The 24,401-nt window shown below is 71.1% G+C and carries 18 protein-coding genes and 1 pseudogene; 16 read left to right on the forward strand and 3 right to left on the reverse strand.

What is annotated here, in order from left to right:
* Positions 1 to 63 precede the first annotated feature (63 nt).
* The 8 genes and pseudogenes from AN215_RS18410 to AN215_RS18435 all read left to right on the forward strand — a co-directional run bounded on the left by AN215_RS18410 (position 64) and on the right by AN215_RS18435 (position 7,388).
* A complete protein-coding gene (locus tag AN215_RS18410; RefSeq protein WP_070011808.1) occupies positions 64 to 690 on the forward strand; it encodes a TetR/AcrR family transcriptional regulator in 627 nt (208 codons plus the stop codon).
* Positions 691 to 1,044: 354 nt separating this feature from the next.
* On the forward strand, positions 1,045 to 1,989 hold the full coding sequence (locus tag AN215_RS18415; RefSeq protein WP_070012088.1) for an endonuclease/exonuclease/phosphatase family protein: 945 nt from the start codon (positions 1,045 to 1,047) through the stop codon (positions 1,987 to 1,989).
* A 335-nt stretch (positions 1,990 to 2,324) separates the two neighbouring features.
* Positions 2,325 to 3,551 (forward strand): MFS transporter, encoded by a 1,227-nt coding sequence (locus AN215_RS18420; RefSeq protein WP_070011809.1) that lies wholly within the window; start codon positions 2,325 to 2,327, stop codon positions 3,549 to 3,551.
* Between the two features lie 197 nt (positions 3,552 to 3,748).
* Positions 3,749 to 5,167, forward strand: a complete 1,419-nt coding sequence (locus AN215_RS18425) for an ATP-binding protein (protein WP_070012089.1) — start codon at positions 3,749 to 3,751, stop codon at positions 5,165 to 5,167.
* An 81-nt stretch (positions 5,168 to 5,248) separates the two neighbouring features.
* Positions 5,249 to 5,512 (forward strand): annotated as a pseudogene (locus AN215_RS30890) (LLM class flavin-dependent oxidoreductase); the annotation flags it as partial.
* A gap of 67 nt (positions 5,513 to 5,579) precedes the next feature.
* Entirely contained in the window at positions 5,580 to 5,756 is a 177-nt protein-coding gene (locus tag AN215_RS30445) for a hypothetical protein (protein WP_171904204.1), read from the forward strand.
* Between the two features lie 94 nt (positions 5,757 to 5,850).
* Positions 5,851 to 6,288, forward strand: coding sequence for a PaaI family thioesterase (locus AN215_RS18430; protein ID WP_070011810.1), 438 nt, complete (start codon positions 5,851 to 5,853; stop codon positions 6,286 to 6,288).
* Between the two features lie 290 nt (positions 6,289 to 6,578).
* Positions 6,579 to 7,388, forward strand: a complete 810-nt coding sequence (locus AN215_RS18435) for an SAM-dependent methyltransferase (RefSeq protein ID WP_070011811.1) — start codon at positions 6,579 to 6,581, stop codon at positions 7,386 to 7,388.
* Positions 7,389 to 7,433: 45 nt separating this feature from the next.
* Here the strand turns inward: AN215_RS18435 and AN215_RS18440 are convergent, their stop codons facing one another.
* Positions 7,434 to 9,197: an NAD+ synthase gene (locus AN215_RS18440; protein WP_070011812.1), complete on the reverse strand. Its 1,764-nt coding sequence runs from the start codon at positions 9,195 to 9,197 to the stop codon at positions 7,434 to 7,436.
* Positions 9,198 to 9,459: 262 nt separating this feature from the next.
* Between AN215_RS18440 and AN215_RS18445 the strand changes: the two genes are divergently transcribed.
* The 3 genes from AN215_RS18445 (at position 9,460) to AN215_RS18455 (ending at position 15,740) form a co-directional block, all read left to right on the forward strand.
* Entirely contained in the window at positions 9,460 to 10,524 is a 1,065-nt protein-coding gene (locus tag AN215_RS18445; RefSeq protein WP_070011813.1) for a helix-turn-helix domain-containing protein, read from the forward strand.
* Between the two features lie 628 nt (positions 10,525 to 11,152).
* Positions 11,153 to 12,514, forward strand: coding sequence for a type I glutamate--ammonia ligase (glnA, locus tag AN215_RS18450; RefSeq protein WP_070011814.1), 1,362 nt, complete (start codon positions 11,153 to 11,155; stop codon positions 12,512 to 12,514).
* 220 nt (positions 12,515 to 12,734) lie between these two features.
* On the forward strand, positions 12,735 to 15,740 hold the full coding sequence (locus AN215_RS18455; RefSeq protein WP_070011815.1) for a bifunctional [glutamine synthetase] adenylyltransferase/[glutamine synthetase]-adenylyl-L-tyrosine phosphorylase: 3,006 nt from the start codon (positions 12,735 to 12,737) through the stop codon (positions 15,738 to 15,740).
* A gap of 188 nt (positions 15,741 to 15,928) precedes the next feature.
* Here AN215_RS18455 and AN215_RS18460 read toward each other — a convergent pair whose 3' ends face one another.
* Together AN215_RS18460 and AN215_RS18465 are read right to left on the reverse strand one after the other, a co-directional pair.
* Positions 15,929 to 16,795: a phosphatase PAP2 family protein gene (locus AN215_RS18460; protein WP_070011816.1), complete on the reverse strand. Its 867-nt coding sequence runs from the start codon at positions 16,793 to 16,795 to the stop codon at positions 15,929 to 15,931.
* A 36-nt stretch (positions 16,796 to 16,831) separates the two neighbouring features.
* Positions 16,832 to 17,920: a LacI family DNA-binding transcriptional regulator gene (locus AN215_RS18465; protein ID WP_070011817.1), complete on the reverse strand. Its 1,089-nt coding sequence runs from the start codon at positions 17,918 to 17,920 to the stop codon at positions 16,832 to 16,834.
* A gap of 195 nt (positions 17,921 to 18,115) precedes the next feature.
* Here AN215_RS18465 and AN215_RS18470 point away from each other — a divergent pair, with 195 nt between their 5' ends.
* The 5 genes from AN215_RS18470 (at position 18,116) to AN215_RS18490 (ending at position 24,223) form a co-directional block, all read left to right on the forward strand.
* A complete protein-coding gene (locus AN215_RS18470) occupies positions 18,116 to 19,393 on the forward strand; it encodes an extracellular solute-binding protein (RefSeq protein ID WP_070011818.1) in 1,278 nt (425 codons plus the stop codon).
* Between the two features lie 32 nt (positions 19,394 to 19,425).
* A complete protein-coding gene (locus AN215_RS18475; RefSeq protein ID WP_070011819.1) occupies positions 19,426 to 20,478 on the forward strand; it encodes a carbohydrate ABC transporter permease in 1,053 nt (350 codons plus the stop codon).
* Positions 20,479 to 20,480: 2 nt separating this feature from the next.
* A complete protein-coding gene (locus AN215_RS18480; protein ID WP_079123173.1) occupies positions 20,481 to 21,395 on the forward strand; it encodes a sugar ABC transporter permease in 915 nt (304 codons plus the stop codon).
* Positions 21,396 to 21,467: 72 nt separating this feature from the next.
* Entirely contained in the window at positions 21,468 to 23,156 is a 1,689-nt protein-coding gene (locus AN215_RS18485) for a glycoside hydrolase family 13 protein (protein ID WP_070011820.1), read from the forward strand.
* The gene (locus tag AN215_RS18490) at positions 23,153 to 24,223 is read left to right on the forward strand and encodes a LacI family DNA-binding transcriptional regulator (RefSeq protein WP_070011821.1); all 1,071 of its coding nucleotides are present in this window, start codon (positions 23,153 to 23,155) and stop codon (positions 24,221 to 24,223) included. Before AN215_RS18485 ends, AN215_RS18490 begins: the two co-directional genes overlap by 4 nt.
* Positions 24,224 to 24,401 lie beyond the last annotated feature (178 nt).

The following is a 24,401-nucleotide window of genomic DNA, read 5'->3' on the forward strand; positions in this document are numbered from 1 at the left end:
GCGGTGCGACCCCCTGACGTACGTACGCCGGGCAGCCCGGAACCGCCACGAAGGAGCACCACGATGAACCCGATGCCGTCGGACGCGGGCGCGGACGCGGCCCCCGCGCGGCGCGGCCGCCCGCGCAGCGAGGCGGTGGAGCGGGCCATCATCGAGGGCGTGCTCCGCCTGCTGGAGGAGGGCACCTCCATCGACGCGCTGTCCATCGAGGGCGTCGCACGCGTCGCCGGGGTCGGGAAGGCGACCGTGTACCGGCGCTGGCCCGGAGGCAAGGACGAGATGCTGCTGGCCGTCGTGGACGCGCTGGAGGAACCCCCGGCAGAGCCCGTGGGAGCGTCCGTACGGGACGACCTCGTCACGCTCCTGGAGTGGTACAGACGTGTGGGCATGGCCAAGCGCCAGTCCGCCGTCCTGCGCACCATGACCAGCCATGTGAAGAGCCACCCGGAGCTGTGGCAGCAGTACCACGACACCGTCATCAAGGCCCGCCGCGAGACGCTGCACGGCGTGCTGCGGCGCGGCATCGAGGCAGGAGAGCTGCGCGGCGACCTCGACGTGGGGCTGCTGGGTGAGCTCTTCACCGGGCCGATGCTGACCCGCACCGTCCTGCACGAGGGCAAGGACCTCCCGGACGGCCTGGCCGAGCAGATCGTCGACTCCGTGCTGGACGGGGTACGCGCCGGCGGCTGAGGCCGCGCACAAGGAGGGCCGGGCGGAAGATCCCGGGCGATGTGCGTGTTCCGTCACAGCCGACCGCGGAACGGCGCGCCGCCGGAACCTCACCTGCCTGGGTGTTCGTCCTCCAGGACACATGGGTCACCACACATGGGAATGGCCCAAGGCTCCCCTGCGGGCCGGGTGATTGTGCGGGACATTCGTCGTACGGGAACTCCCCGTTCCGCATCACCTATCGTTCGACCAGCACCAGCAATCGAGTGAGGACAGCGGATGGCACGCGCGTACATGGCGGATGCCGCGAAGGCTTCGGGCGAGTGGGACGGGACCGGGTCCCGCACACGCCGGGAGGGCAGCCGTGTGCCCCGGATGTTCGCCAGGTGGGGCGGCCCGGGAGCGTGGCGGCGGGGCTGGCTGCTGGCCGCCCTGGCCGTACTGCTCGGTCTCGCGCTGTTCCTGCACGCCGAGGTGCCCAACGCGGTCGGCAACCTCGGCTCGCTCTGGGAGACCTTCCTGCCCTGGGGCGGTGCGCTCGTGCCCGTACTGGCGCTGCTGGCGGTGCTGCGCCGTTCGCTCCTCGCGCTGGTGGCGCTGCTGCTTCCGGCGCTGGTGTGGCTGAACCTCTTCGGCGGCCAGTTCACCAGCAAGTCCGGCACGGGCGGCGACCTCACCGTGGTCACGCACAACGTCAACGCCGAGAACCCCGACCCGGCGCGCACCGCGCGTGAACTCGCCGGGTCCGGGGCGGACATCATCGCCCTGGAGGAGGTCGCCGGGAGCCAGGCCGCGCAGTACGACAAGGGTCTGGCGGGCGAGTACCGCCACCACAAGCGCGTGGGCACGGTCGGCGTCTGGAGCAAGTACCCGATGCGGGACGCCGAGACGGTCGACATCAAGATGGGCTGGCCGCGTGCGATGCGCGCGACGGTCGCCACTCCGAAGGGCGACGTCGCCGTGTACGCGGCCCATCTGCCGTCCGTACGGCTGCAGTTCGCATCCGGCTTCACCGCCGGCCAGCGGGACGGCAGCGCCGAGGCGCTCGGCAGGGCCATAGCGCAGGACCGTACGGAGCGGGCGGTGCTGCTCGGCGACCTCAACGGCACCATGAACGACCGGGCGCTCGCGCCGGTCACGTCGCAGATGCGCTCCACGCAGGGCGCGGCGGGAGACGGACCGGGCTTCAGCTGGCCCGCGTCGTTCCCGACGACGCGTATCGACCAGATCATGGTGAAGGGGCTGGAGCCGGTCTCCTCCTGGTCGCTGCCCTCGACCGGCAGCGACCACCTGCCGGTGGCCGCGTCGGTCGAGTTCTGAGCCGCGGGACGGACTCCGGGGACACCGCGGCACACTTTCTGCGCACCCGGCGCACCCAGCGCGTGCGCGCGAACGGGCCGCCAGGGCGAAGCGTCCTGGCGGCCCGTGGTGTGAATCACGCCTGATCCGGACGGTTGTTGCCGTCCTGAAACATGGATGGGCGCCGTGGCGGAACGACGTCTGAGAGACTTTGTTCAGTGTGAGAACATAAGAAGCCGTGCCAGTGCGCCGGGCACCCCGCGAGGACCCCCGCCGCGTACGCCGAGCACGCGCATCACCCTCCTGAACCTCTTGTTGACGCCTTGCTCGACCCTGCCCTGAAAGGTTTCCCGCCCATGCCTATGGCCTTGCTCGCGCTCGCGATCAGCGCCTTCGGAATTGGCACAACCGAGTTCGTGATGATGGGCCTGCTGCCCAACGTCGCGGATGACATGGGGACTTCTGTGCCCACCGCCGGATATCTCGTCTCCGCCTACGCCATCGGCGTCGTCATCGGGGCGCCGCTGCTCACGGCGGTCGGCGTCCGCGTCCCGCGCAAGCGGATGCTGGTGCTGCTGATGGGGCTCTTCACCGTCGGCAACCTCGCCTCCGCGCTCGCCCCCGGCTACGGAACACTGCTCGCCGGACGGGTGCTGGCGGGCCTTCCGCACGGAGCCTTCTTCGGTGTCGGCGCCGTCGTCGCCGCACGCCTGGTGACGGAGGACCGGCGGGCCCGTGCCGTGGCCACGATGTTCCTGGGGCTGACCGTCGCCAACATCGTCGGTGTGCCGGCCGGCACCGCCATCGGACAGGCGCTCGGCTGGCGCGCGACGTTCCTGGTCGTCAGCGCCATCGGGCTCGTCGCCATGGCGAGCCTCGCGGCACTGGTCCCGCATCTGCCGCTGGAGCACCAGCGTGGTGTCGGGCACGAGGTCCGCGCGCTCGGCCACCGGCAGGTCGTACTCGGCCTGCTCACCGCGGTGTTCGGCTTCGGAGGCGTGTTCGCCGTCTACAGCTACCTCGCCTCGATCATGACGGAGGTCACCGGACTCGCGGACTCGTCCGTCACGGTGGTGCTCGCGCTCTTCGGCATCGGCATGACACTGGGCGCCCTGGCCGCCGGGCCGCTCACCGACCGTGCCCTGCGTCCCACGCTCTACGGAGGGCTGGGCGCGCTCGCCGCCTCGATGCTCGTCTTCCACGCCGTCGTGGACGTCAAGTGGGCCGCCATGGCGATGGTCGTGGTGCTCGGCGGGCTCGGCTTCATGACGACGACGCCGCTGCAGATGCTGATCATGCAGAACGCGCGGCACGCGCCGACACTGGCGTCCGCCGGCAACCAGTCCGCGTTCAACCTCGCCAACGCGGGGGGCGCGTGGCTCGGCGGAGTCGCCATCGCAGCCGGCTGGGGCTGGCGCTCACCGATGCTCGTGGGCGTGGTGCTGGCCCTGGCGGGACTTGCGATAGCCGTGCTGGCGGGAGCCCTCGACCGCGGCAGGCCCTTCTCGCGCTCGCGGATCGTCGCCCGCGGCGGCGTTCCCCGGCTGCGGCGGGCGCGGGCCGCGGAGAGCGTTCCGGGCTGAGCGCCGCTACGGACCGTCCGTCCGGCACGTCACGGACACCCGGTGCCCTGCGGGCCCGCGCTTCGGCGCGGGCCCGCAGCCGTGCGGTGCCGTGCCGCGCTGCGGGCCCCGATCCGCTGCCCCGGATTGCAGGAGACTTTCATTCATGAAAGTATCATCGATGATAGTGTTCCTGCCGTCGATCCTGGGAGGTGTCCGTGAACGGATTCATCGGCCGCCGTGTCGAACTCGGCCTTCTGGACAGCCTCTTGGACGACGTACGTTCCGGCGGCCGCGGCGGCAGGCCCGGCCGTGCCGTGCTGATCCGCGGACGCAGGCGCGTCGGGAAGTCCCGCCTGGTGGAGGAGTTCCTGGAGCGGAACCAGCTCCCCCATGTCTTCTTCACCGCGGTGGGCGGCTCGAGGGAGGAGGATCTGGCCGGCTTCGTCGCGGAACTCGCCGGCAGCACTCTCCCGGACGCGAGCAGCCTCGAAGCGGCAGCCCCGCAGTCCTGGGACGCTGCACTGACGCTGCTCTCCCGTTTCCTCCCCGCCGACAGGCCGAGCGTCGTCGTCATCGATGAGATGCCCTACCTCGTACGGGAGGACGCCGGCTTTGAGGGGGCTCTTCAGAAGGCGTTCGACCGCAGGCTGTCGAGGCTGCCCGTGCTGCTCGTGCTCATCGGCTCCGACATCGCGACCATGGAGAAACTCAACACCTACGGCCGGCCCTTCTACCAGCGCGGGACCGAGATGGTCGTCCCCCCGCTGAACCCGGCTGACGTCGCCGCCATGCTCGAACTGCCGCCCGACGAAGCCTTCGACGCCTACCTCGTCTCCGGCGGGCTCCCGCTGATCCTGGAGGAATGGCCGCACGGTGCCGGCATGTGGGCCTACCTCGAACAGGCCCTGAGCAGACCCACATCCGCCCTTCTCGTCAGCGGAGAGAGAAGTCTGGCCGCCGAGTTCCCCACGGAGGCGCAGGCCCGTACCGTCCTGGGCGCGATCGGTCACGGTGAGCGCACCTTCACCCTCATCGGCAGAGCTGCCGGCGATCTCAGCCCCACGTCGGTGAAGCGCTCGCTGGATCTCCTCGGGAGACGCCGCATGGTCGCTGCCGAGGTGCCGCTCTCCACTCGCCCCAGCCGTGAGACGCGCTACCGGGTGGAGGACCCGTACCTGCGCTTCTGGCTCTCCTTCATCGGGCCTGGCATCCCCTCCGTCGAACGAGGCCGCGGCGACCGGGTGCTGGAGGCGATCCGATCCCGCTGGACAGGGTGGCGTGGCCGGGCGGTCGAACCCGTCATCCGTGATGCTCTGTGGCGTATCGCCGACGATCGTCTGCCCGTGGAGACCAATGTCGTCGGCGGCTACTGGACCCGTACCAACGACCCCGAAATCGACATCGTCGGAGCGGACCGTGGCCCCGTCGCCAGGAGGATCACGCTCGTCGGGTCGGTGAAATGGCTGGAGAACAAGCCCTTCGACTCCCGCGACCTGGCCCGTCTCGTCACGCACCGCGCCCAGTTGCCGGGAGCGGACGAGGCGACGCCGCTCCTCGCCGTCTCGCGCAGCCGCTGCACCGTTCGTGGCCTTCAGTGCCTCACGCCGGAAAGCCTGCTCACGGCCTGGAGTTGAGCGCGAGCCCGCCGCACCGCGTCCGGTGTCCGCCAGGCCGCGGGGCCTGGATGGGACGAGGAGGAGCACAGGGCCCTCGGCGTGCCGTTCCCCCCGCTGCGTGAGCGCTTCGAGCGTCTGGAGGAGATCCTGCTGATCGTCCGGCGGATGTGCGGCGACGACGAAGAGCCGTACGAGGGCAGGCACTTCAGCGTGGCGCGTACCGTCACCGCGCCCCGTACGGGCCGGCCGCGCCCCCGTGTTCTCGTCGGCGGCGGGGGAGAGAGGAAGACCCTCCGGCTCGTCGCCGCGTACGCCGACGCGTGCAACTTCCTAGGCGGTGCCGACGTACGCCGCAAGCTCGGCGTGCTGCGCGGCCACTGCGAGCAACTCGGCCGCCCGTACGGCGAGATCGAGAAGACGCTCCACATGCGTGTCCCGGACGGGCGAGTCCGCCGACGAGACCGTCCAGCGCTGCGGCGAAGTCGCCGACCTCGGCATCGACCACGTCATCGTCGCCTTCCGCGACGCCGCCGCCGGCTCCTCACTGGCCCGTCTCGCGGCGCTCGCCCGGCAGATCGGGGACATCACCCCTGCCGGCCGAGGGTGACGCCGCTGCGCCTCCGGTCGCCCCTCGCGCGTCTTCGGGCGGACGCACGCGCGCCTCGGGGAGGTTGTCGGTGGTGGGGGGTTCAATGCTTGCCATGGAGACGAACGAGCAGCGGCAGGGATTGTTCTGGGACATGCTGGAGGGGCGGGTGCCGCCGCCCCCTTCCGCTGCGACGCTGGGCTGGGAGCTGATCGGCCTCGACCCGGAACAGGGCACGATCGAGGTGGCGTTCGAGGCGGGCGAGCAGTTCAAGAACCCCGGCGGTGCGGTGCAGGGCGGGTTCCTGGCCGCGATGCTCGACGACGCGATGGGTCCCGCGCTGGCCGCGACGCTGCCCCCGGACCGGCTCGCGCCCACCCTCGACCTGCACGTCCAGTATCTGCGGCCGGCCCGTCCCGGACGGTTCACGGGCCGGGGGCGGGTGGTGCAGCGGGGCAAGGAGGTGTGCTTCCTCGCCGGTGAACTGCTCGGTGCCGACGGCAAGACGGTGGCTGTGGCGACGGCCACCGCGCGCATTCAGGCGATGCCGTGAGAGAGGGGTTCCGCGCGGCGGCGTGAGGGGTGTCGCGGCGCATCCGGCACACGGCGTGCGGATCTGCCGTGAGGTCGCTGCGAGGCCGTCGCGGGGGACGCCGGCGTCCCCCGCCGTCCCGCGCGCGACGTCAATTGCCCCGGTTCCAGGGCGAGTCGAGCCGGCAACCGCGGACGCGGGAAGGGGAGACCGGCGGAACAGCGGGCACAATGGCTTCCTGCAGCGGAGGGCAGACACACCGTGGACAAGTCCCACAGGTCCCGCCGCGACCAGCGAAACCGAGGAGCACGATGAACTCTGCAAGCGGCCCCCGGCATGTGGACACGGGCGAGGCACACTCCGCGCGGGTCTACGACTACATCCTCGGCGGCAAGGACCACTACGCGGTCGACAAGGAGGCCGGCGACGCCATGGTCGCCGAATGGCCCGCGCTGCCCGTGCACATGCGTGAGAACCGGGCGTTCATGCACCGGGCGGGCCGGTACCTCGCACGGGACGCGGGCATACGGCAGTTCATCGACATCGGCACGGGCCTTCCGACCTCGCCCAACCTCCACGAGGTCGTCCAGCGTGAGGCTCCGGAGTCGCGGATCCTCTATGTCGACAACGACCCCATGGTCCTCACACACGCCAGGGCTCTGCTGACGAGCAGCCCGGAGGGCCGCACCGCGTACGTCGACGCCGACATGCGCGATCCGGACGCCATCCTGTCCGACCCCGCGGTGGAGGCGACCATCGATCTGACCCAGCCGGTCGGCCTGATGGTGATCGGCATGCTCCACTTCATCCTGTCCGGAGACGGTGATCACGAGCTGGTCCGGCGGCTGCTCGCTCCCCTGCCCCCGGGCAGCTACCTCGCCGCGACGATCGGGACCGCCGACTTCGCGCCCGCTCAAGTCGGCCGCGTGGCGCAGGAGTACGAGCGGCGCGGCATGCCCATGCAGCTGCGCACGCACGCCGAGGCGTCCGCCTTCTTCGACGGGATGGACCTGGTCGAGCCGGGCGTCGTACAGGCCCACTGCTGGAACCCCGAGCCCGGCGCCCCGCCTGTGGAGGAGCAGGACGACGCCATGTACGGGGGCCTGGCCCGCAAGCGCTGACGCCGGGCCGGCGGGCGTCAGCGTCCGTACGCCCGCCGGCCGCCCTCACTCCCCGGTGGCGGACTCCCGCCAGCGGTTCGTGATGGGAAGGCGGCGGTCCTTGCCGAAGCCCTTGGCGGAGATCTTCGTGCCGGGCGGGTACTGGCGCCGCTTGTACTCCGCGGCGTCCGTCATGCGCAGCACGCGCGTGACGACCTCCGGGTCGAAGCCGCGCTCGACGATGCCCTCGCGGCCCACGTCCCCGTCCACGTACAGCTTCAGGATGCGGTCGAGCACGTCGTAGTCGGGGAGGGAGTCGGTGTCGACCTGGCCCGGGCGCAGCTCCGCGCTCGGCGGTTTGGCGATGCTGTTCTCCGGGATCGGCGGGGTCTCGCCCCGCTCGGCGGCGACGCGGTTGCGCCACTTCGCCAGTCGGAAGACGTTCGTCTTGTAGACGTCCTTGATCGGCCCGTACGCGCCGACGGAGTCGCCGTAGAGCGTCGAATAGCCGCATGCCAGCTCGGACTTGTTGCCCGGCGCGAGGACGATGTGGCCCTCCTGGTTGGAGATGCCCATCAGCGTGACGCCGCGCAGCCGCGACTGGAGGTTCTCCTCGGCGACGCCCGTGAGCTCGATGCCGTCCATGAAGGCGTCGAACATCGGACCGATCGGCACGGTACGGAAGTTGAGTCCCGTGCGCCGCGCCATCTCGGCCGCGTCGTCCCTGGAGTGCTGCGAGGAGTAGCGGGAGGGCATCGAGACCGCGTGCACGTTGCCGGCGCCGAGCGCGTCGCAGGCGATCGCGGCGACGAGCGCGGAGTCGATGCCGCCGGATAGGCCCAGCACCACGGAGCGGAAGCCGTTCTTGGCGGCGTAGGCGCGCAGGCCGGTCACGAGCGCCGTGTAGATCTCCTCGTCGTCCTCCATGCGCGGTGCCTCACTGCCCTCGGCCTCCGGCTCGTACGGGGGCAGGGGGTCCTCGGAGAGCATCACGTGCTCCACGGTCAGCCCGTCGTCGACCGTCCCGGAAGGCGGCTTGGCGGCGGCGGCCGGCAGGTTCAGGTCGAGGACGACGCAGCACTCCTCGAACTGCGGTGCGCGCGCGATGACTTCACCGCCGGGGCCGACGACGATCGAGTCGCCGTCGAAGACCAGCTCGTCCTGTCCGCCGGTCATCGCGAGGTACGCGGTGGTGCAGCCGGCCTCCTGCGCCCGCCTGCGCACGAGTTCGAGGCGGGTGTCGTCCTTGTCGCGCTCGTACGGGGAGGCGTTGACGGACAGCAGCAGTCCGGCCCCCGCGGCGCGGGCGGCCGGCACACGCCCGCCGTTCTGCCACAGGTCCTCGCAGATGGCGAGCGCGACGTCGACCCCGTGCACGCGGACGACCGGGAGGGTCTGGCCGGGTACGAAGTAGCGGAACTCGTCGAAGACGCCGTAGTTGGGCAGGTGGTGCTTTGCGAAGGCCAGCGCCACCTCGCCGCGGTGCAGCACGGCCGCGGCGTTCTGCGGCGCGCCCGCGGGGCTGCCCAGCGTGGCCCGTACGTGCTCGGCGCGGTCGAGATAGCCGACGACGACGGGCACCTCGCCCAGCCCCTCGTCGGACAGCCGGCGCGCGAGCGCACCCAGGGCGGCGCGGCTGGCCTGCACGAACGATCCGCGCAGCGCCAGATCCTCCACCGGATAGCCGGTCAGCATCATCTCCGGGAACGCCACGAGATGCGCTCCCTGTCCCACCGAGTGGCGGGTCCACGTCACGACCGCCCCGGCATTGCCTTCGAGGTCGCCGACGGTCGAGTCGATCTGGTTGAGGGCGAGACGTAGTTGAGGCACGGACCCACTGTAATCGTCTCTCTGACGCGATGCGGAGGGCCGTGGACTGTGGACGTCCACACCGCCGGAGCCTGCAGTTCCGGGCGTTTTGCCCGGTCGGCCGTCACGAGCTGTTCACGAGAGCTTCACAACCGTATCCAGCATGCAGCTACCCCTACGCGAGGGTATCCGCAGGATTTCGATACCTGGTGTACTGGATTCGATGCCCGCCTGGCGGGCATCGGTCAGTGACGTGAACTCGCCACCGCACAGGGGGATCGGCATGCTGGAGTCACTCGGGCTCGAACCCGTCCAACAGCAGGCGTACGAGGCGCTGGTCGACGGAGCGGTCACTGTCGCCGAACTCCGTACGGCGCTGGGTCTGAGCGCGGCGAAGGTGCGCGAAACCCTGGCCGCACTCGAGAAGCTGGGCCTGGTCGGGCGGTATCCAGGAGAGCGGCGCGGAGAGGAGCGGTTCCTGCCCGTCGCGCCCGAGGTCGCCTTCGAGTCGCTCCTGCTGGCCCGCGAGGAGGCCATCCACCGCACCCGCCGGCACATCCAGCTGCTGGCCACCCGGTTCCGCGCCAACGCCACGGCCCGCGACCCGGTCGACCTCGTCGAGATCGTCACGGGGCGTGCGGCCGTGATCCAGCAGGTCGACCAGCTCCAGCACAGCGCCACCAGCGAGATACGCGGCATCGACCGGCCCCCGTACGCCAACAGCGACCCCGACCGGCTCGACCCGAAGACCGGGATGATGCCGGTGCAGGCGAAGACGATGGGACGCGGCATCGGCTACCGCGTCATCTACGACACCCACGGCCTGGAGACCTTCCACCGCATCGACACCGACATCGAGGCCTGCGCCGAACTGGGGGAGGAGGCGCGGGTGATGGCCGACACCCCCACGAAGCTGCTCATCGCCGACGACCGGGTCGCACTGATCCCGCTGCGGTCCGCGCCGCACGAGATGGCCAGCAGCGTGGTGGTGCACCCGTCGGGCCTGCTGGACGCGCTCTGCGAGTTCTTCGAGGTGCTGTGGGCCCGTGCGCTGCCGCTCTCCGCCTATCTGGCCGGACGTCCCGGCGGCGCGGGCGACGCCCCGAGCCCGGACGAGGCGCGGCTGCTGGCGCTGCTGACGACGGGCCTCACGGACCAGGTCATGGCCCGCCAGCTCGGCGTCAGCTACCGCACGTTCCAGCGGCGGCTGAGCGGCCTGATGGAGCGGCTCGGCGCCGGTACACGCTTCCAGCTCGGCATGCGCGCGGCCAGCCTCGGCTGGGTCTCGCAGCCGGCGGACGCCACCTTGCCGGCCGTGCCCGCACCCGGCTCCGGGGAGACGGTCTGAGCGGGCTCCGAGGGGGTGTCCGACCCGCGAAGAACGCACCACAAGATGTCGATTGGCACACTGGCCGGTAACTCTTGTTCTCCCGGTCGCCCTTGTGCGAACTTCGATGCGTGACGTCGCCGGGCAGGACGGCTCACGACTCACGACCACACGGCCGGGCGCCGCCCGAGGCGCCGCGGCCAGGCAACACCCAGCCGCGGTCCGGTATCCCCCACTGCCGGACCGCGGCTTCCATCTTTCCCGGCCTTCACCGGGTCCTTTCTTGCGCGCCTTCCCGGGCTTTCCCCGGCCTCTCGGCGGTGCCGTTCGGCCGTACCGCACACTGCCCGCCCCCTGCCCGGCTACTGCCCAGCCACCGGGACCGCCGTGCCGCGGCACTGTCCGCCGGAGCCCCGCGCGGACCGGCTTTCCCGGCTCGCGTCGCCGTCCCCCTCCCGTGGTCTACTGGGAGCGGCGTGAGGTGACGGGGCACGCGCAACACCCCGGAAACCTCGAGGTGGGATGCTCGCCCGGTCTGCCCCGGAATCCCCGGGCGGGCGGCCCGAGGCGGCGGTCCGCTCCGGCGGGGCCGCTCCGTCCCGGGCCACCGGGTGCGAGGAGCCACCCCGACCAGCGAGGATGGGTGACTATGGATAAGCAGCAGGAATTCGTGCTCCGCACGCTGGAGGAGCGCGACATCCGGTTCGTACGGCTGTGGTTCACCGACGTTCTCGGCTTCCTCAAGTCCGTCGCCGTGGCGCCCGCGGAGCTTGAGCAGGCGTTCGACGAGGGCATGGGCTTCGACGGGTCCGCGATCGAGGGCTTCGCGCGTGTCTACGAGTCCGACATGATCGCCAAGCCGGACCCGAGCACCTTCCAGATACTGCCCTGGCGGGCTGAGGCCCCGGGCACGGCCCGGATGTTCTGCGACATCCTCATGCCGGACGGCTCACCCTCGTACGCCGATCCGCGCTACGTGCTCAAGCGCAGCCTCGCGAAGGCATCCGACCTGGGGTTCACCTTCTACACCCACCCCGAGATCGAGTTCTTCCTGCTCAAGGACCGGCCCGTGGACGGCACCAGGCCGGTGCCCGCGGACTCCTCCGGCTACTTCGACCACACGCCGCAGCACGTCGGCATGGACTTCCGCCGTCAGGCGATCACGATGCTGGAGTCGATGGGCATCTCGGTGGAGTTCTCCCACCACGAGGGCGCCCCCGGCCAGCAGGAGATCGATCTGCGCTATGCCGACGCGCTCTCCACGGCCGACAACATCATGACGTTCCGGCTGGTGATGAAGCAGGTCGCGCTGGAACAGGGCGTGCAGGCCACGTTCATGCCCAAGCCCTTCTCCGAGCACCCGGGCTCGGGCATGCACACCCACCTTTCGCTGTTCGAGGGCGACCGGAACGCCTTCTACGAGTCCGGCTCCGAATACCAGCTCTCCAAGGTCGGCCGCTCGTTCATCGCCGGGCTGCTCACCCACGCGGGCGACATCTCCGCCGTCACCAACCAGTGGGTGAACTCCTACAAGCGCATCTGGGGCGGCGCCAACCGCACCGCCGGTGAGGGCGGCGAGTCCCCGTCGTACATCTGCTGGGGGCACAACAACCGCAGTGCGCTGATCCGCGTGCCGATGTACAAGCCCGGGAAGATGGGCTCGACCCGGATCGAGGTGCGTTCCCTCGACTCCGGTGCCAATCCCTATCTCGCCTACGCCACCCTTCTGGCCGCAGGTCTCAAGGGCATCGAGGAGGGCTACGAGCTGCCGCCCGGCGCCGACGACGACGTCTGGGCCCTCTCCGACGCCGAGCGCCGCGCGATGGGCATCGAGCCGCTGCCGCAGAACCTGGGCGAGGCGATCACGCTGATGGAGCGCAGCGAGCTGGTCGCGGAGACCCTGGGCGAGCACGTGTACGACTTCTTCCTGCGCAACAAGAAGCAGGAGTGGGAGGAGTACCGCAGCGAGGTCACCGCCTTCGAGCTGCGCAAGAGCCTGCCCGTGCTGTGAGCCACGGCCGCGTCGGCGGCACCGGCCTCTCGCCGTAGCCGCCGCACCGGGGCGCTCCGGCCGTGTCCGCGGCGGCCGCTCATGCCGCGGCCGCGGCCCCCTGGCCGCGTCGGCGGCACCGGCCTCCCGCCGCATCCGCGGCACCGGCCTCCCGCCGCATCCGCGGCCGTGGACCGGGCAAGCAGAGACAGACTCGGATTCGACGACGGAGGACGGTCAGGTGCAGGGCGGGCGCCGGGACAGCCGGTACGGACAACTCATCAGGCGCGGATTCACCGAACCCGCCGCCGCCGAAGGGCTGCTGGCCACTCCCGGCCTGGAGGAGGTGCGCGCCGACACCGGGCTGCTCGACGCGTTCGCCGCCACCGCCGACCCCGACCTCGCGCTGCGCGGGCTCGTACGGCTCGTCGAGTCGCAGGAGGATCCGCAGCGGCTGGTGGACACGCTGCTGGCCAGCAAACCGCTGCGCGACAGGCTGCTCGGTGTGCTCGGGGTCTCCGAGGCGCTCGGCGACCATCTGGCGGGCCACCCCGACGACTGGCAGGCGCTCGTGACGTTCGAGGCGGCCGATCTGCACCCGGGCGTCGAGGAGTTCGAGGCCGCCGTCGGTGCGGCGGGCGACCCCGACGAACTGCGCCACCGCTACCGGCGCACCCTGCTCTCCGTCGCGGCACGGGACGTGTGCGGCACGAGCGATCTGGCCCGTACCGCCGCGGAGTTGGCGGACCTGGCCACAGCGACACTGCGCGCTGCGCTCGCCGTCGCGCGGGCGGAGTCGCCTCAGGACGCGGCGGCCTGCAGGCTCGCGGTCATCGGCATGGGCAAGTGCGGTGGCCGCGAGCTGAACTACGTCTCGGACGTGGACGTCATCTTCGTCGCCGAACCCGTCGAAGGCACCGAGGAATCCGCGGCGTTGCAGGCAGCCGGCCGTCTCGCGGCCCGTCTGATGCGCATCTGCTCGGACACCACGGCGGAGGGCACGATCTGGCCGGTCGATGCCAACCTGCGACCCGAGGGCCGCAACGGGCCGCTCGTGCGGACGCTCTACTCCCACCTTGCCTACCTCAACCGCTGGGCGAAGACATGGGAGTTCCAGGCGCTGCTGAAGGCACGTCCGGTCGCCGGCGACCCGGCGCTCGGCGAGGCGTACGTCGAGGCTGTGGCACCGATGGTCTGGCAGGTGGCGGAGCGGGAGAACTTCGTCCCGGACGTGCAGCAGATGCGCCGCCGCGTCGTCGCGGCCATCCCCGCCGCCCAGGTCGAACGGGAGCTGAAGCTCGGTCCGGGCGGGCTCCGGGACGTCGAATTCGCCGTGCAGCTTCTGCAGTTGGTGCACGGACGCTCCGACGCGACGCTGCGCAGTCCGACCACGCTGGCCGCGCTGGACGCGCTCGCCGTCGGCGGCTATGTCGGACGCCGGGACGCCGCCGAGCTGGAGTCCGCCTACCGCTTCCTGCGCACCATGGAGCACCGCATCCAGCTGCACAAGATGCGGCGTACGCACCTGATGCCGGAAGCGGAGGAGGACCAGCGCAGGCTGGGCCGCTCGCTCGGCTACCGCAGCGAACCCGTCACGGAGCTGCACAAGGCGTGGCGGCGGCACGCGGCGGCCGTACGGCGGCTGCACGAGAAGCTCTTCTACCGCCCGCTGCTGGACGCCGTCGCACAACTGGAGGTCGGCGAGGCCCGGCTCTCGCCGCGCGCCGCACGCCAGCGCCTGGAGGCGCTCGGCTACGCCGACCCCGCCGGTGCGCTGCGTCACCTGGAGGCGCTGGCCAGCGGCGTCAGCCGCAAGTCGGCCATTCAGCGCACCCTGCTGCCGGTGCTGCTGGGCTGGTTCGCGGACTCCTCCGACCCCGACGCGGGGCTGCTCGGCTTCCGCAAGGTCTCCGACGCGCTGGGCAACACGCCCTGGTATCTGCGGCTGCTGCGCGACGAGGGCGCCGCCGCGGAGAACCTCGCCCGGGTCCTCTCCGCCGGGCGCTTCGCCCCCGACCTGCTGCTGCGCGCCCCCGAGGCGGTCGCGCTGCTCGGCGACGAGCACGGGCTGCTGCCGCGTTCGCGCGAGGCGCTGACGCAGGAGGTACTGGCCGCCGTCGGCCGCGCGGAGGACGCCGAGTCGGCGGTCGCCGCCGCACGCGGAGTCCGGCGGCGTGAGCTCTTCCGCACGGCCGCCGGCGACCTCATCGGCGCATACGGTACGGAGGAACTGCCCGCGGAGGAGCCGTCGCAGGCCGTGGACCGCATCGGTACGGCGCTCACCGACATCAACTCCGCCACCGTCGCGGGCGCGCTGCGAGCCGCCGTACGCAGCCAGTGGGGCGACGAACTGCCCACTCGCTTCGCGGTGATCGGCATGGGCCGCTTCGGCGGGCAGGAGCTGAACTACGGCTCCGACGCGGACGTCCTCTTCGTGCACGAGGCACGGGAGGGCGTGAGCGAGGAGGAGGCGAACAAGGCCGCGTTCGCCGTCGCCACCGAACTGCGCCGGCTGCTGCAGCTGCCCACCACCGACCCGCCGCTGGTCATCGACGCGGATCTGCGCCCCGAGGGCAAGTCCGGTCCGCTCGTGCGCTCCCTCGACTCCTACGCGACGTACTACCGCCGCTGGGCCTCGGCGTGGGAGAGCCAGGCGCTGCTCCGCGCCGCCCCGGTCGCGGGCGACGCGGATCTCGGCCGGCGCTTCACCCGACTCATCGACCCGCTGCGGTATCCGGCCGACGGGCTGAGCGACGAGTCGCTGCGCGAGATCCGGCGGCTGAAGGCCCGCATGGAGGCCGAGCGCATGCCGCGCGGCGCGGACTCCACGACCCACGCCAAGATGGGACGTGGCGGGCTCGCCGACGTGGAGTGGACGGTGCAGCTCTTCCAGCTGCGGCACGGGGCTTCCGTGCCGGAACTGCGCACGACCCGTACGCGCACCGCCCTGGCCGCCGCCCGCGAGGCCGGTCTGATCGGCGAGGAGGACGCGGCCGTCCTGGACGAGGCGTGGCTGCTGGCGACACGCATGCGCAACGCGGTGATGCTGGTGCGTGGCCGGGCGGGGGACACATTTCCGTCCGAGGCACGGGAGTTGGGCGCCGTCGGACGTTACCTGGGATACGAGTCGGCCGGGCCCGGACCGCGGGCGGCGGAGGCCGGCGGCAGCGGCGAGATGCTGGACGACTACCGACGCGTCACCCGGCGGGCCCGCTCCGTGGCCGAACGGCTCTTCTACGAGGGCTGAACGGGCCGACTGCGTCGGGGCGTTGCGCCGAAGGGGCCGTGGGGTGGGCGGGTGCCTCGGGGGCTGGGCTTCCCCTGCCTGCGGCGGGGCCCCAACCCTGCCTGTGGCGGGGAGGAACGAAGCCTGCGGCAACGGCGTTCAGTCACCCGGCCCCTGCAGGGGAATCCGCGTCCGGCCGGTCCGCCGGGTCAGGCCGGTGCGGCGGCAAGTCTCGGCAGCCGGTAGGCGACCCGCCCGTACCAGCCGTAGGAGAGCGCGAAGCCGAAGCCCAGGCAGATGACACCGCCCACGGCGTCCAGCCAGAAGTGGTTGGCCGTGCACACGATCACTATCAGCGTGACCACCGGATAGAGGGCGCCCAGAAGACGTACCCACAGCGGCTTCGCCAGTGCGGCGATCGTGATGCCGCACCACACGGACCAGCCGATGTGCATCGAGGGCATCGCCGCGTACTGGTTCGACATGTCGGCGAGGTTGCCGGACGCCATCGAGCCCCAAGTCTGGTGTACCTGAACGGTGTCGATGAACGCGTCTCCGCGCATCAGACGCGGCGGTGCCAGCGGGAAGATGTAGTAACCCAGAAGAGCGATGGCCGTGGTGGCGAAGACGACGAGCCGCGTCGCCGCATAGCGGCCGGGGTGCGCGGCGTAGAGCCAGACCAGCACCACGATGGTGACGACGAAGTGCAGCGTCGCGTAGTAGTAGTTCATCGTGAGGATGAGCCAGGTGACGCTCTCGGCCGCGTGGTTGATGGAGTCCTCGACGGCGATGCCGAGGAGCCGCTCCGTCTCCCACACCCAGTCGGCGTTGTTGAGGGCCTGGATGCGCTGCTCGGGCACGGCGTTGCGGATGGCGGAGTAGACCGCGTAGAAGACGGCGACGAGAACGATCTCGAACCAGATGGTGGGCCGCCGCGCAGCACGTGACCGCTGCGCCCCGTCGGCTCTGTCACTCTCCCCGGCGGCCTCGGTTCCGTCCGCCGCTGGATTCGCGTTCTCCGGCCTTTCGGCGGCCGTTCTGTCTGCCCGTCCGGTCCTCGTGGTGGATGCCCCCATGAGGGGACAGTCTGCCAGAAGGGGACACCTCTCCGATCATCCTGCGGTCGGGGATCCGGCCTCTTCCGTCCTCCCTGCGACCGAGGGGACAGAGGCAGTTGAACCCCGTACGACCAGCTCCGGAAGGAAGACGAACTCGCTGTGCGGAGCGGGCGTGCCGCCGATCTCCTCCAGCAGCGCACGGACCGCCGCCTGCCCCATTGAGGTCACCGGCTGACGGATCGTCGTGAGCGGGGGATCGGTGAAGGCGATGAGCGGGGAGTCGTCGAAGCCGATCACCGAGACGTCGGCGGGGACTTCCAGGCCCCGTTGCCGGGCGGCCCGGATCGCGCCCAGCGCCATCATGTCGCTGGCGCACACGACGGCCGTGCAGTCGCGGTCCAACAGCGCGCTCGCGGCGGCCTGTCCGCCCTCCAGCGTGAAGAGCGAGTGCTGGATGAACTGCCTTGCCCACTGCTCCGCCTGCGTGGGGGACCCGGTCTGCCCTGCCGCCAGCTCAGGCTGTTCCCGCACCGAGCGCACAAAGCCCTCGATCTTCCGCTGTACGGGCACGAAGCGCTCGGGACCGAGGGCCAGTCCGATGCGCCGGTGGCCGAGTTCGGCGAGATGTGTGACGGCCAGTCTCATCGCGGCCCGGTCGTCGGGCGAGATGAACGGGGCGCGGACCTTGTCCGAGTATCCGTTGACGAGCACGAAGGGCACGCCCTGGCCGCGGAGCCGCTCGTAGCGCTGCATGTCGGCGGTCGTGTCGGCGTGCAGCCCGGAGACGAAGACGATGCCCGCGACTCCGCGGTCGACGAGCATCTCGGTCAGCTCGTCCTCCGTCGAACCGCCGGGGCTCTGGGTCGCCAGCACGGGCGTGTAGCCCTGCCGGGTCAGGCCCTGGGCGATCACCTGCGCGAAGGCGGGGAAGATCGGGTTCTCCAGCTCGGGGATGATCAGCCCGACGAGGCCCGCGCTGCGGTGCCGCAACTTGACGGGGCGTTCGTACCCGAGCACGTCGAGGGCGGCGAGGACGGATTCACGGGTGGCCGCGGCGACGCCGTGCTTGCCGTTGAGGACACGGCTGACCGTCGCTTCGCTGACCCCCGCCTGTGCTGCGATGTCAGCTAGCCGTGCGGTCACAGGGCTGGACTGTACCCGCCGTTGCAACCACTGCACACAGTGCCGGGGCCTCCCGGCGCAAATGCTCTTGCTGAAACTTGCCGCAAACTCTTGCGCAATCTCGTTCACCGCCGCTACGTTCCTCGGCATCCGGCGCCGTCCAGACGCCGGGGCCTCCCGAGGCGGGAGGCCGAGGTGCTTCGGAGGGATGGACACATGCGGCGAGTCACAGCAGTCACCGCGGCGGCAGCGGTGCTCGCACTGACGGCGACGGCGTGCGGCGGGGACGGCGGGAGCAGCGACAACGCCGGCAAGGGCGAGATCGCGGGCACCGTCACCTACTGGGACACCTCGAACGACGCCGAGAAGGGCACGTACAAGAAGATCGCCGAGGACTTCGAGAAGAAGCACCCGAAGGTCGACGTGAAGTACGTGCACGTCAACTTCGGTGACGCGAACCAGAAGTTCAAGAACGCCGCCGGCGGCAACTCCGGCGCCCCGGACGTGATGCGCACCGAGGTCGCGTGGGTCGCCGACTTCGCCAACCTCGGCTATCTCGCCCCGCTCGACGGCACGCCGGCGCTCGACGACGCCGGCGACTACCTCAAGACGGCCGCGGGCAGCACCCGCTTCAAGGGCAAGACCTATGCCGTGCCGCAGGTCACCGACACCCTCGGCCTCTTCTACAACAAGAAGATGCTGAAGGAGGCCGGCGTCGGAGTGCCTGGGTCCTTCGACGAGCTGAAGAAGTCCGCGAAGAAGATCAAGAGCAAGACCGGCAAGACGGGCCTCTATCTGCGCGGAGACGATCCGTACTGGTTCCTGCCCTATCTCTACGGCGAGGGCGGCGACCTGGTGGACCCCACGGCGAAGAAGGTCACCGTCGACGACGCGCCCGGCGCGAAGGCGTTCGCGCGGATGAAGGACCTCGTCGACTCCGGAGCAGCCGTCACCGACAGCAGCGACGGCCAGGAGAACGGCCTGAAGGCCTTCCAGGACGGCGACGTCGCCATGATCGTCGACGGGCCGTGGGACATCGCCGGAGCCCAGCAGGGCAAGGAGTTCAAGGACGACAAGGACAACCTCGGCGTCGCACCCGTACCGGCGGGAAGCAAGGCCGCCGGCTCACCGCAGGGCGGCTGGAACCTCTCCGTGTACGCGGGCACCAAGAACATGCGTACTGCGCAGGAGTTCGCCAAGTACATGAGCTCCGCCGAGGTGCAGCAGCGCACGACCGAGGAGCTGAGCCTCCTGCCCACGCGCGAGTCCGTGTACGACAAGCCCTCGGTGCGCGGGAACAAGATGGTCGAGTTCTTCAAGCCCGCCGTCGACGAGGCCGTCCAGCGGCCGTGGATCGCGGAGGGCAACTCCCTCTTCGAGCCCGTACGGGGCCAGATGGACGCCGTGCTCACCGGCGGACGCAGCCCGGAGGAGGCCGCGGACAAGGTCGGTGACGACTTCCGCAAGCTGCTCAAGGACCAGGACTACAAGTAAGCCCGCGGGGCGGAGGGGACGGCCGAGGGGCCATGGCTGTGGAGACCACCACCGGCAGCCGGCCGGCTCCCGCGGCAGGGGACGGCGGGAGCACCGCCGGCCCCGGGCGCGGGAGCGGCGGCGGGGACGCGGACAGGACCGGCAGGAAGAGCGGGGCGAGCGGACGGCTGGGCAGGGCTGTCTCGCGGTACTGGTACGCCTGGGCCATGGTCGCCCCGGTCGTCGGCGTCATCGGCGTCATCGTGGGCTATCCGCTGCTGCGCGGCGTGTACCTGTCGCTCACCGACGCCGACGAGGCCAACGTGGAACGCGTCATCGGCGTCAACCACCTGCCCGCGACGTACAAGTTCACGGGCCTCGACAACTACGTCTCGATCCTCGGCGACAGTGTCTTCTGGGACCGGCTCGGGTGGACCGTGGTGTGGACCGCCGGGTGTGTGGGCGTCACGTTCGTGCTCGGTCTGACGCTCGCCGTGATGCTCAACAGGCAGGTGCGCGGCCGGTCCTTCTACCGGATCGGGATGATAGTGCCGTGGGGCATCCCGGCGTTCGTGTCGGTCTTCGCGTGGAAGATGCTCTTCAACGAGAAGAACGGCCTGCTCAATCAGGTGCTCGACGGCGGCGGCATCGACGCGGTGCCGTGGCTGGGCGACCCGTTCTGGGCAAAGGTCGCCGTCATCGCCGTCAACGTGTGGCTCGGCGTGCCCTTCATGATCGTCGCGATGCTGGGCGCGCTGCAGGGCATCCCCGGCGAGTTGTACGAGGCGGCCGAGATGGACGGTGCCGGGCCGTGGCAGCGGTTCCGCAACATCACGCTTCCCGGTCTGCGCGCGGTCAGCAGCACGGTCGTACTCCTCAGCACCATCTGGACCTTCAACATGTTCCCTGTGATCTACCTGCTCACCAGGGGCGGTCCGGAGGACTCCACGGAGATCCTCGTGACGTACGCCTTCCGGCTGTCCTTCATCAACAGCCCGCGGGACTTCGCCACTTCGGCCGCCTGGGGCGTGCTGATCCTGGTGCTGCTCTCGCTCTTCACGGTCGTCTACAGGCGGGCACTGCGCCGCCAGGGAGAGGTGTGGTGACGATGGCCGCCACGGAGACGACCCCGGAGACCGCTCCGGCGAAGAGCGCACCGGCGAAGAGCGCACCGGTGAAGACCGCGGCGCCGAGAAGGCGCGGCGAGCGGGGCCCGCTGGCCGCGTTCGGCCTGCACGCGGGTCTGCTTGCGGCGACGGCCGTCGCGCTCTTCCCGCCGCTGTGGCTGCTGGTGACGTCCTTCAAGCCGAAGAGCGAGTCGTTCTCCACTGCCGTGGTGCGCGACTTCACGGTGGACAACTACACACACGTGGTCGCCGACACCTACTTCCTGACGTGGCTGGGGAACTCGCTGATCGTCGTGGTCGGCACGACGCTCGTCGGCGTCTTCATCGCCGCGACGACCGGCTACGCCATCAGCCGGTTCCGCTTCCCCGGGATGCGCCCGCTGATGTGGGTCCTGCTGATCACGCAGATGTTCCCGATGGCCGTGCTCATCGTGCCGCTGTACAACACCATGGCGAGCCTGGGCCTGCTCAACCAGCCCGTCGGTCTCATCATCACCTACCTGACGGTGGCGGTGCCGTTCTGCGCGTGGATGATGAAGGGCTTCTTCGACACCGTCCCCGTCGACATCGACGAGTCGGGACGCGTCGACGGGCTCACCCCGTTCGGCACCTTCTGGCGGCTGATACTGCCGCTGGCCCGGCCGGGCCTGGCCGTCACCGGCTTCTACACCTTCGTCACCGCGTGGGCCGAAGTCGCCTACGCCACCGCCTTCATGACGGGCGAGGAGAACCTGACCCTCGCGGGCGGACTGCAGACGTTCGTCAACCGGTACGGCTCCGACTGGGGTTCGATGACCGCCGCGGCCGTCATCATCGCGGTCCCCGCCGCGGTCGTGTTCGGCTTCGCACAACGCCATCTCGTGGCCGGGCTCACCGCGGGTGCGACGAAGGCCTGACCCCCGGCCTGACCCCCGGCCTGACCGTACGGACGGCCCCGCCCTCGCACACCTCTATCTCTCAGGGATGACATGACCCAGCATCTCGCACACGCCGGCACTCCGGCTCCCGCCGACGCCGCGGCGCACCGGCGGAAGGACGGGTGGTGGCGCGACGCCGTCATCTACCAGGTCTATCCGCGCTCCTTCGCCGACGGCGACGGCGACGGCATGGGCGACCTCGCGGGCGTAAGGTCCCGGCTGCCGTATCTCGCCCGCCTCGGCGTGGACGCGGTGTGGCTCAGCCCCTTCTACGCCTCCCCGCAGGCCGACGGCGGCTACGACGTGACCGACTACCGCGCCGTCGATCCGCGCTTCGGCGAACTGTCCGACGCCGCCGCCCTGATCGAGGACGCGCACGGACTCGGCCTGCGCGTCATCGTCGACATCGTGCCCAACCACTCCTCCGACCGGCACGAGTGGTTCCGGCGCGCGCTGGAGGACGGCCCCGGTTCGCCCGCCCGCGGGCGCTACCACTTCCGTCCGGGCAAGGGCGGGGACGGCGGACTGCCGCCCAACGACTGGGAGTCCGTCTTCGGCGGACCCGCCTGGACGCGGGTGAAGGAACCGGACGGCACCCCCGGCGAGTGGTATCTGCACCTCTTCGCGCCGGAGCAGCCCGACTTCAACTGGGAACACCCCGCCGTCCACGACGAGTTCCGCACCGTGCTGCGCTTCTGGCTGGACCTGGGCGTCGACGGCTTCCGCGTCGACGTCGCCCACGGACTCGTCAAGGCCGAGGGTCTCCCCGACACCGGACGGACCGGTCAGCTGCGGCTGCTGGGCAACGCGCGCCTGCCCTTCTTCGATCAGGACGGCGTCCACGAGATCTACCGCGACTGGCGGCGCGTCCTGGAGGAGTACCCGGGGGAGCGCATCGGCGTCGCCGAGGCGTGGGCGCCGAGTTCCGGGCGCACCGCCCTCTACGTACGCGAGGACGAGCTGCATCAGGCGTTCAACTTCCACTATCTGCAGACCGGTTGGGACGCGGAGGCGTTGCGTGCCGTCGTGAGCGAGTCCCTGGAGGCCATGCGGCCAGTCGCCGCCCCCGCCACATGGGTGCTCTCCAACCACGACGTCGTACGCCACCGCACCCGTCTCGGCGGCGGCCTGCCCCGCGCACGCGCCGCCGCGCTGCTGATGCTCGCGCTGCCCGGTTCCGCGTACGTCTACCAGGGCGAGGAGCTGGGCCTGCCCGAGGTGACCGAACTGCCCGACGAGGCCCGCCAGGACCCCTCGTTCTTCCGGGACAACGGCCAGGAGGGACTGCGCGACGGCTGCCGTGTGCCCCTGCCCTGGGAAAGGCGCGGCAGCTCCTTCGGCTTCGGCGACGACGGTAGCTGGCTGCCGCAGCCGGAGGACTGGGGTGAGCTGTCCGTAGCGGCGCAGACCGGCAGTCCGGGCTCCACGCTGGAGCTGTACCGCACCGCGCTGCGGCTGCGCCGCGAACACCCCGGGCTCGGCGCGGGGGAGTCGGTCGAGTGGCTGCCCGCACCGGAAGGGGTCATCGCGTTCCGCCGCGACGGCTTCGTATGCGCGGCCAACACCGGTGCGGAGCCCGCCGAACTCGCGGGACTCCCGGTCGCCCCGGGGGAGTTGATGCTTGCGAGCGGTCAGTACGAGGGGACCGGGCCGCTCCCGGCCGACACCACCGCCTGGTGGAGCACCGGTGACGGCACCCGGGCGGCGACGGCGGCCGGCGGCACGGGAGCCGGCGCATGACGGCTCCGGCCTCGGCGCTTCCGGGCACCCGCCTGGCGGACATCGCGGGCCAGGCGGGGGTCAGCGAAGCCACCGTCAGCCGGGTGCTCAACGGCAAGGCGGGCGTGGCCGATCCGACGCGGCAGCGGGTCCTCGCCGCGCTCGACATGCTCGGGTACGAGCGGCCCGTACGGCTGCGGCCGCGCAGCGCGGGGCTGGTCGGCCTCGTCATCCCCGAGCTGACCAACCCGATATTCCCCGCCTTCGCCCAGGTCATCGAGCAGTCGCTCAGCGGCTACGGCTACACGCCCGTACTCGGCACCCAGATGCCCGGCGGAGCCACCGAGGACGAACTCGTCGAGCAGCTCGTCGCACGTGCCGTCACCGGCATCATCTTCCTTTCGGGGCTGCACGCCGACCTGACCGCCGACCCCGGCCGCTATGCGCGCCTCACCGGCCGCGGAGTCCCGTACGTCCTGCTCAACGGCTACAACGAGCGCATCGCCGCGCCCTTCGTCTCCCCGGACGACCGCGCCGCCGCCCGCATCGCGGTGCGGCACCTGCGCGAGCTCGGGCACGAGCGGATCGGGCTCGCCGTCGGCCCGGACCGGTTCGTACCGGTGCGCCGCAAGGCGCAGGGCTTCGCGGAGGAACTGCCGGGGACAGGGCCGGGTCAGGGACCGGGGCTCGTACGGCACACCATGTTCACGGTGGAGGGCGGCCACGCGGCGGCGGGCGACCTCCTGGACGACGGCTGCACGGGCATCGTCTGCGGCAGCGACCTGATGGCACTCGGCGCCGTACGCGCCGCACGCCAGCGGGGCCTCGACGTGCCACGCGACGTGTCGGTCGTCGGATACGACGATTCCGAGCTGAACGCCTTCACCGACCCGCCCCTGACGACCGTCCGCCAGCCCGTGCGCGCGATGGCGAACGCGGCGGTGCACACGCTGGTGGAGGAGATCCACGGAAACCCCGTGCCGCACACGGAGTTCGTCTTCCAGCCGGAGCTCGTCGTACGGGGATCGACTGGCCAGGCGCCCGCTCACGCGGCCGCTGCGGGCAGGTCCCGGGCGCGGAGCGGGTGACCGTCCCGGCAGCGCCTCCGCCCGTGCGCTGCCCTGACCCCGCTCCGTGCCCGGCCCCATCCTCCGGTCCGGCCGGCCGGTGGTCCGCCGAGTGCGGACCGCACGCGCCCGGCCGGTCGGGCCGGTCCCTCTTGCCAACTCCCGTGCTGCACCGGCAACTTCACGGATCCGGCACGTG

This window comes from Streptomyces abyssalis, assembly GCF_001751365.1.
Classification (GTDB): domain Bacteria; phylum Actinomycetota; class Actinomycetes; order Streptomycetales; family Streptomycetaceae; genus Streptomyces; species Streptomyces abyssalis.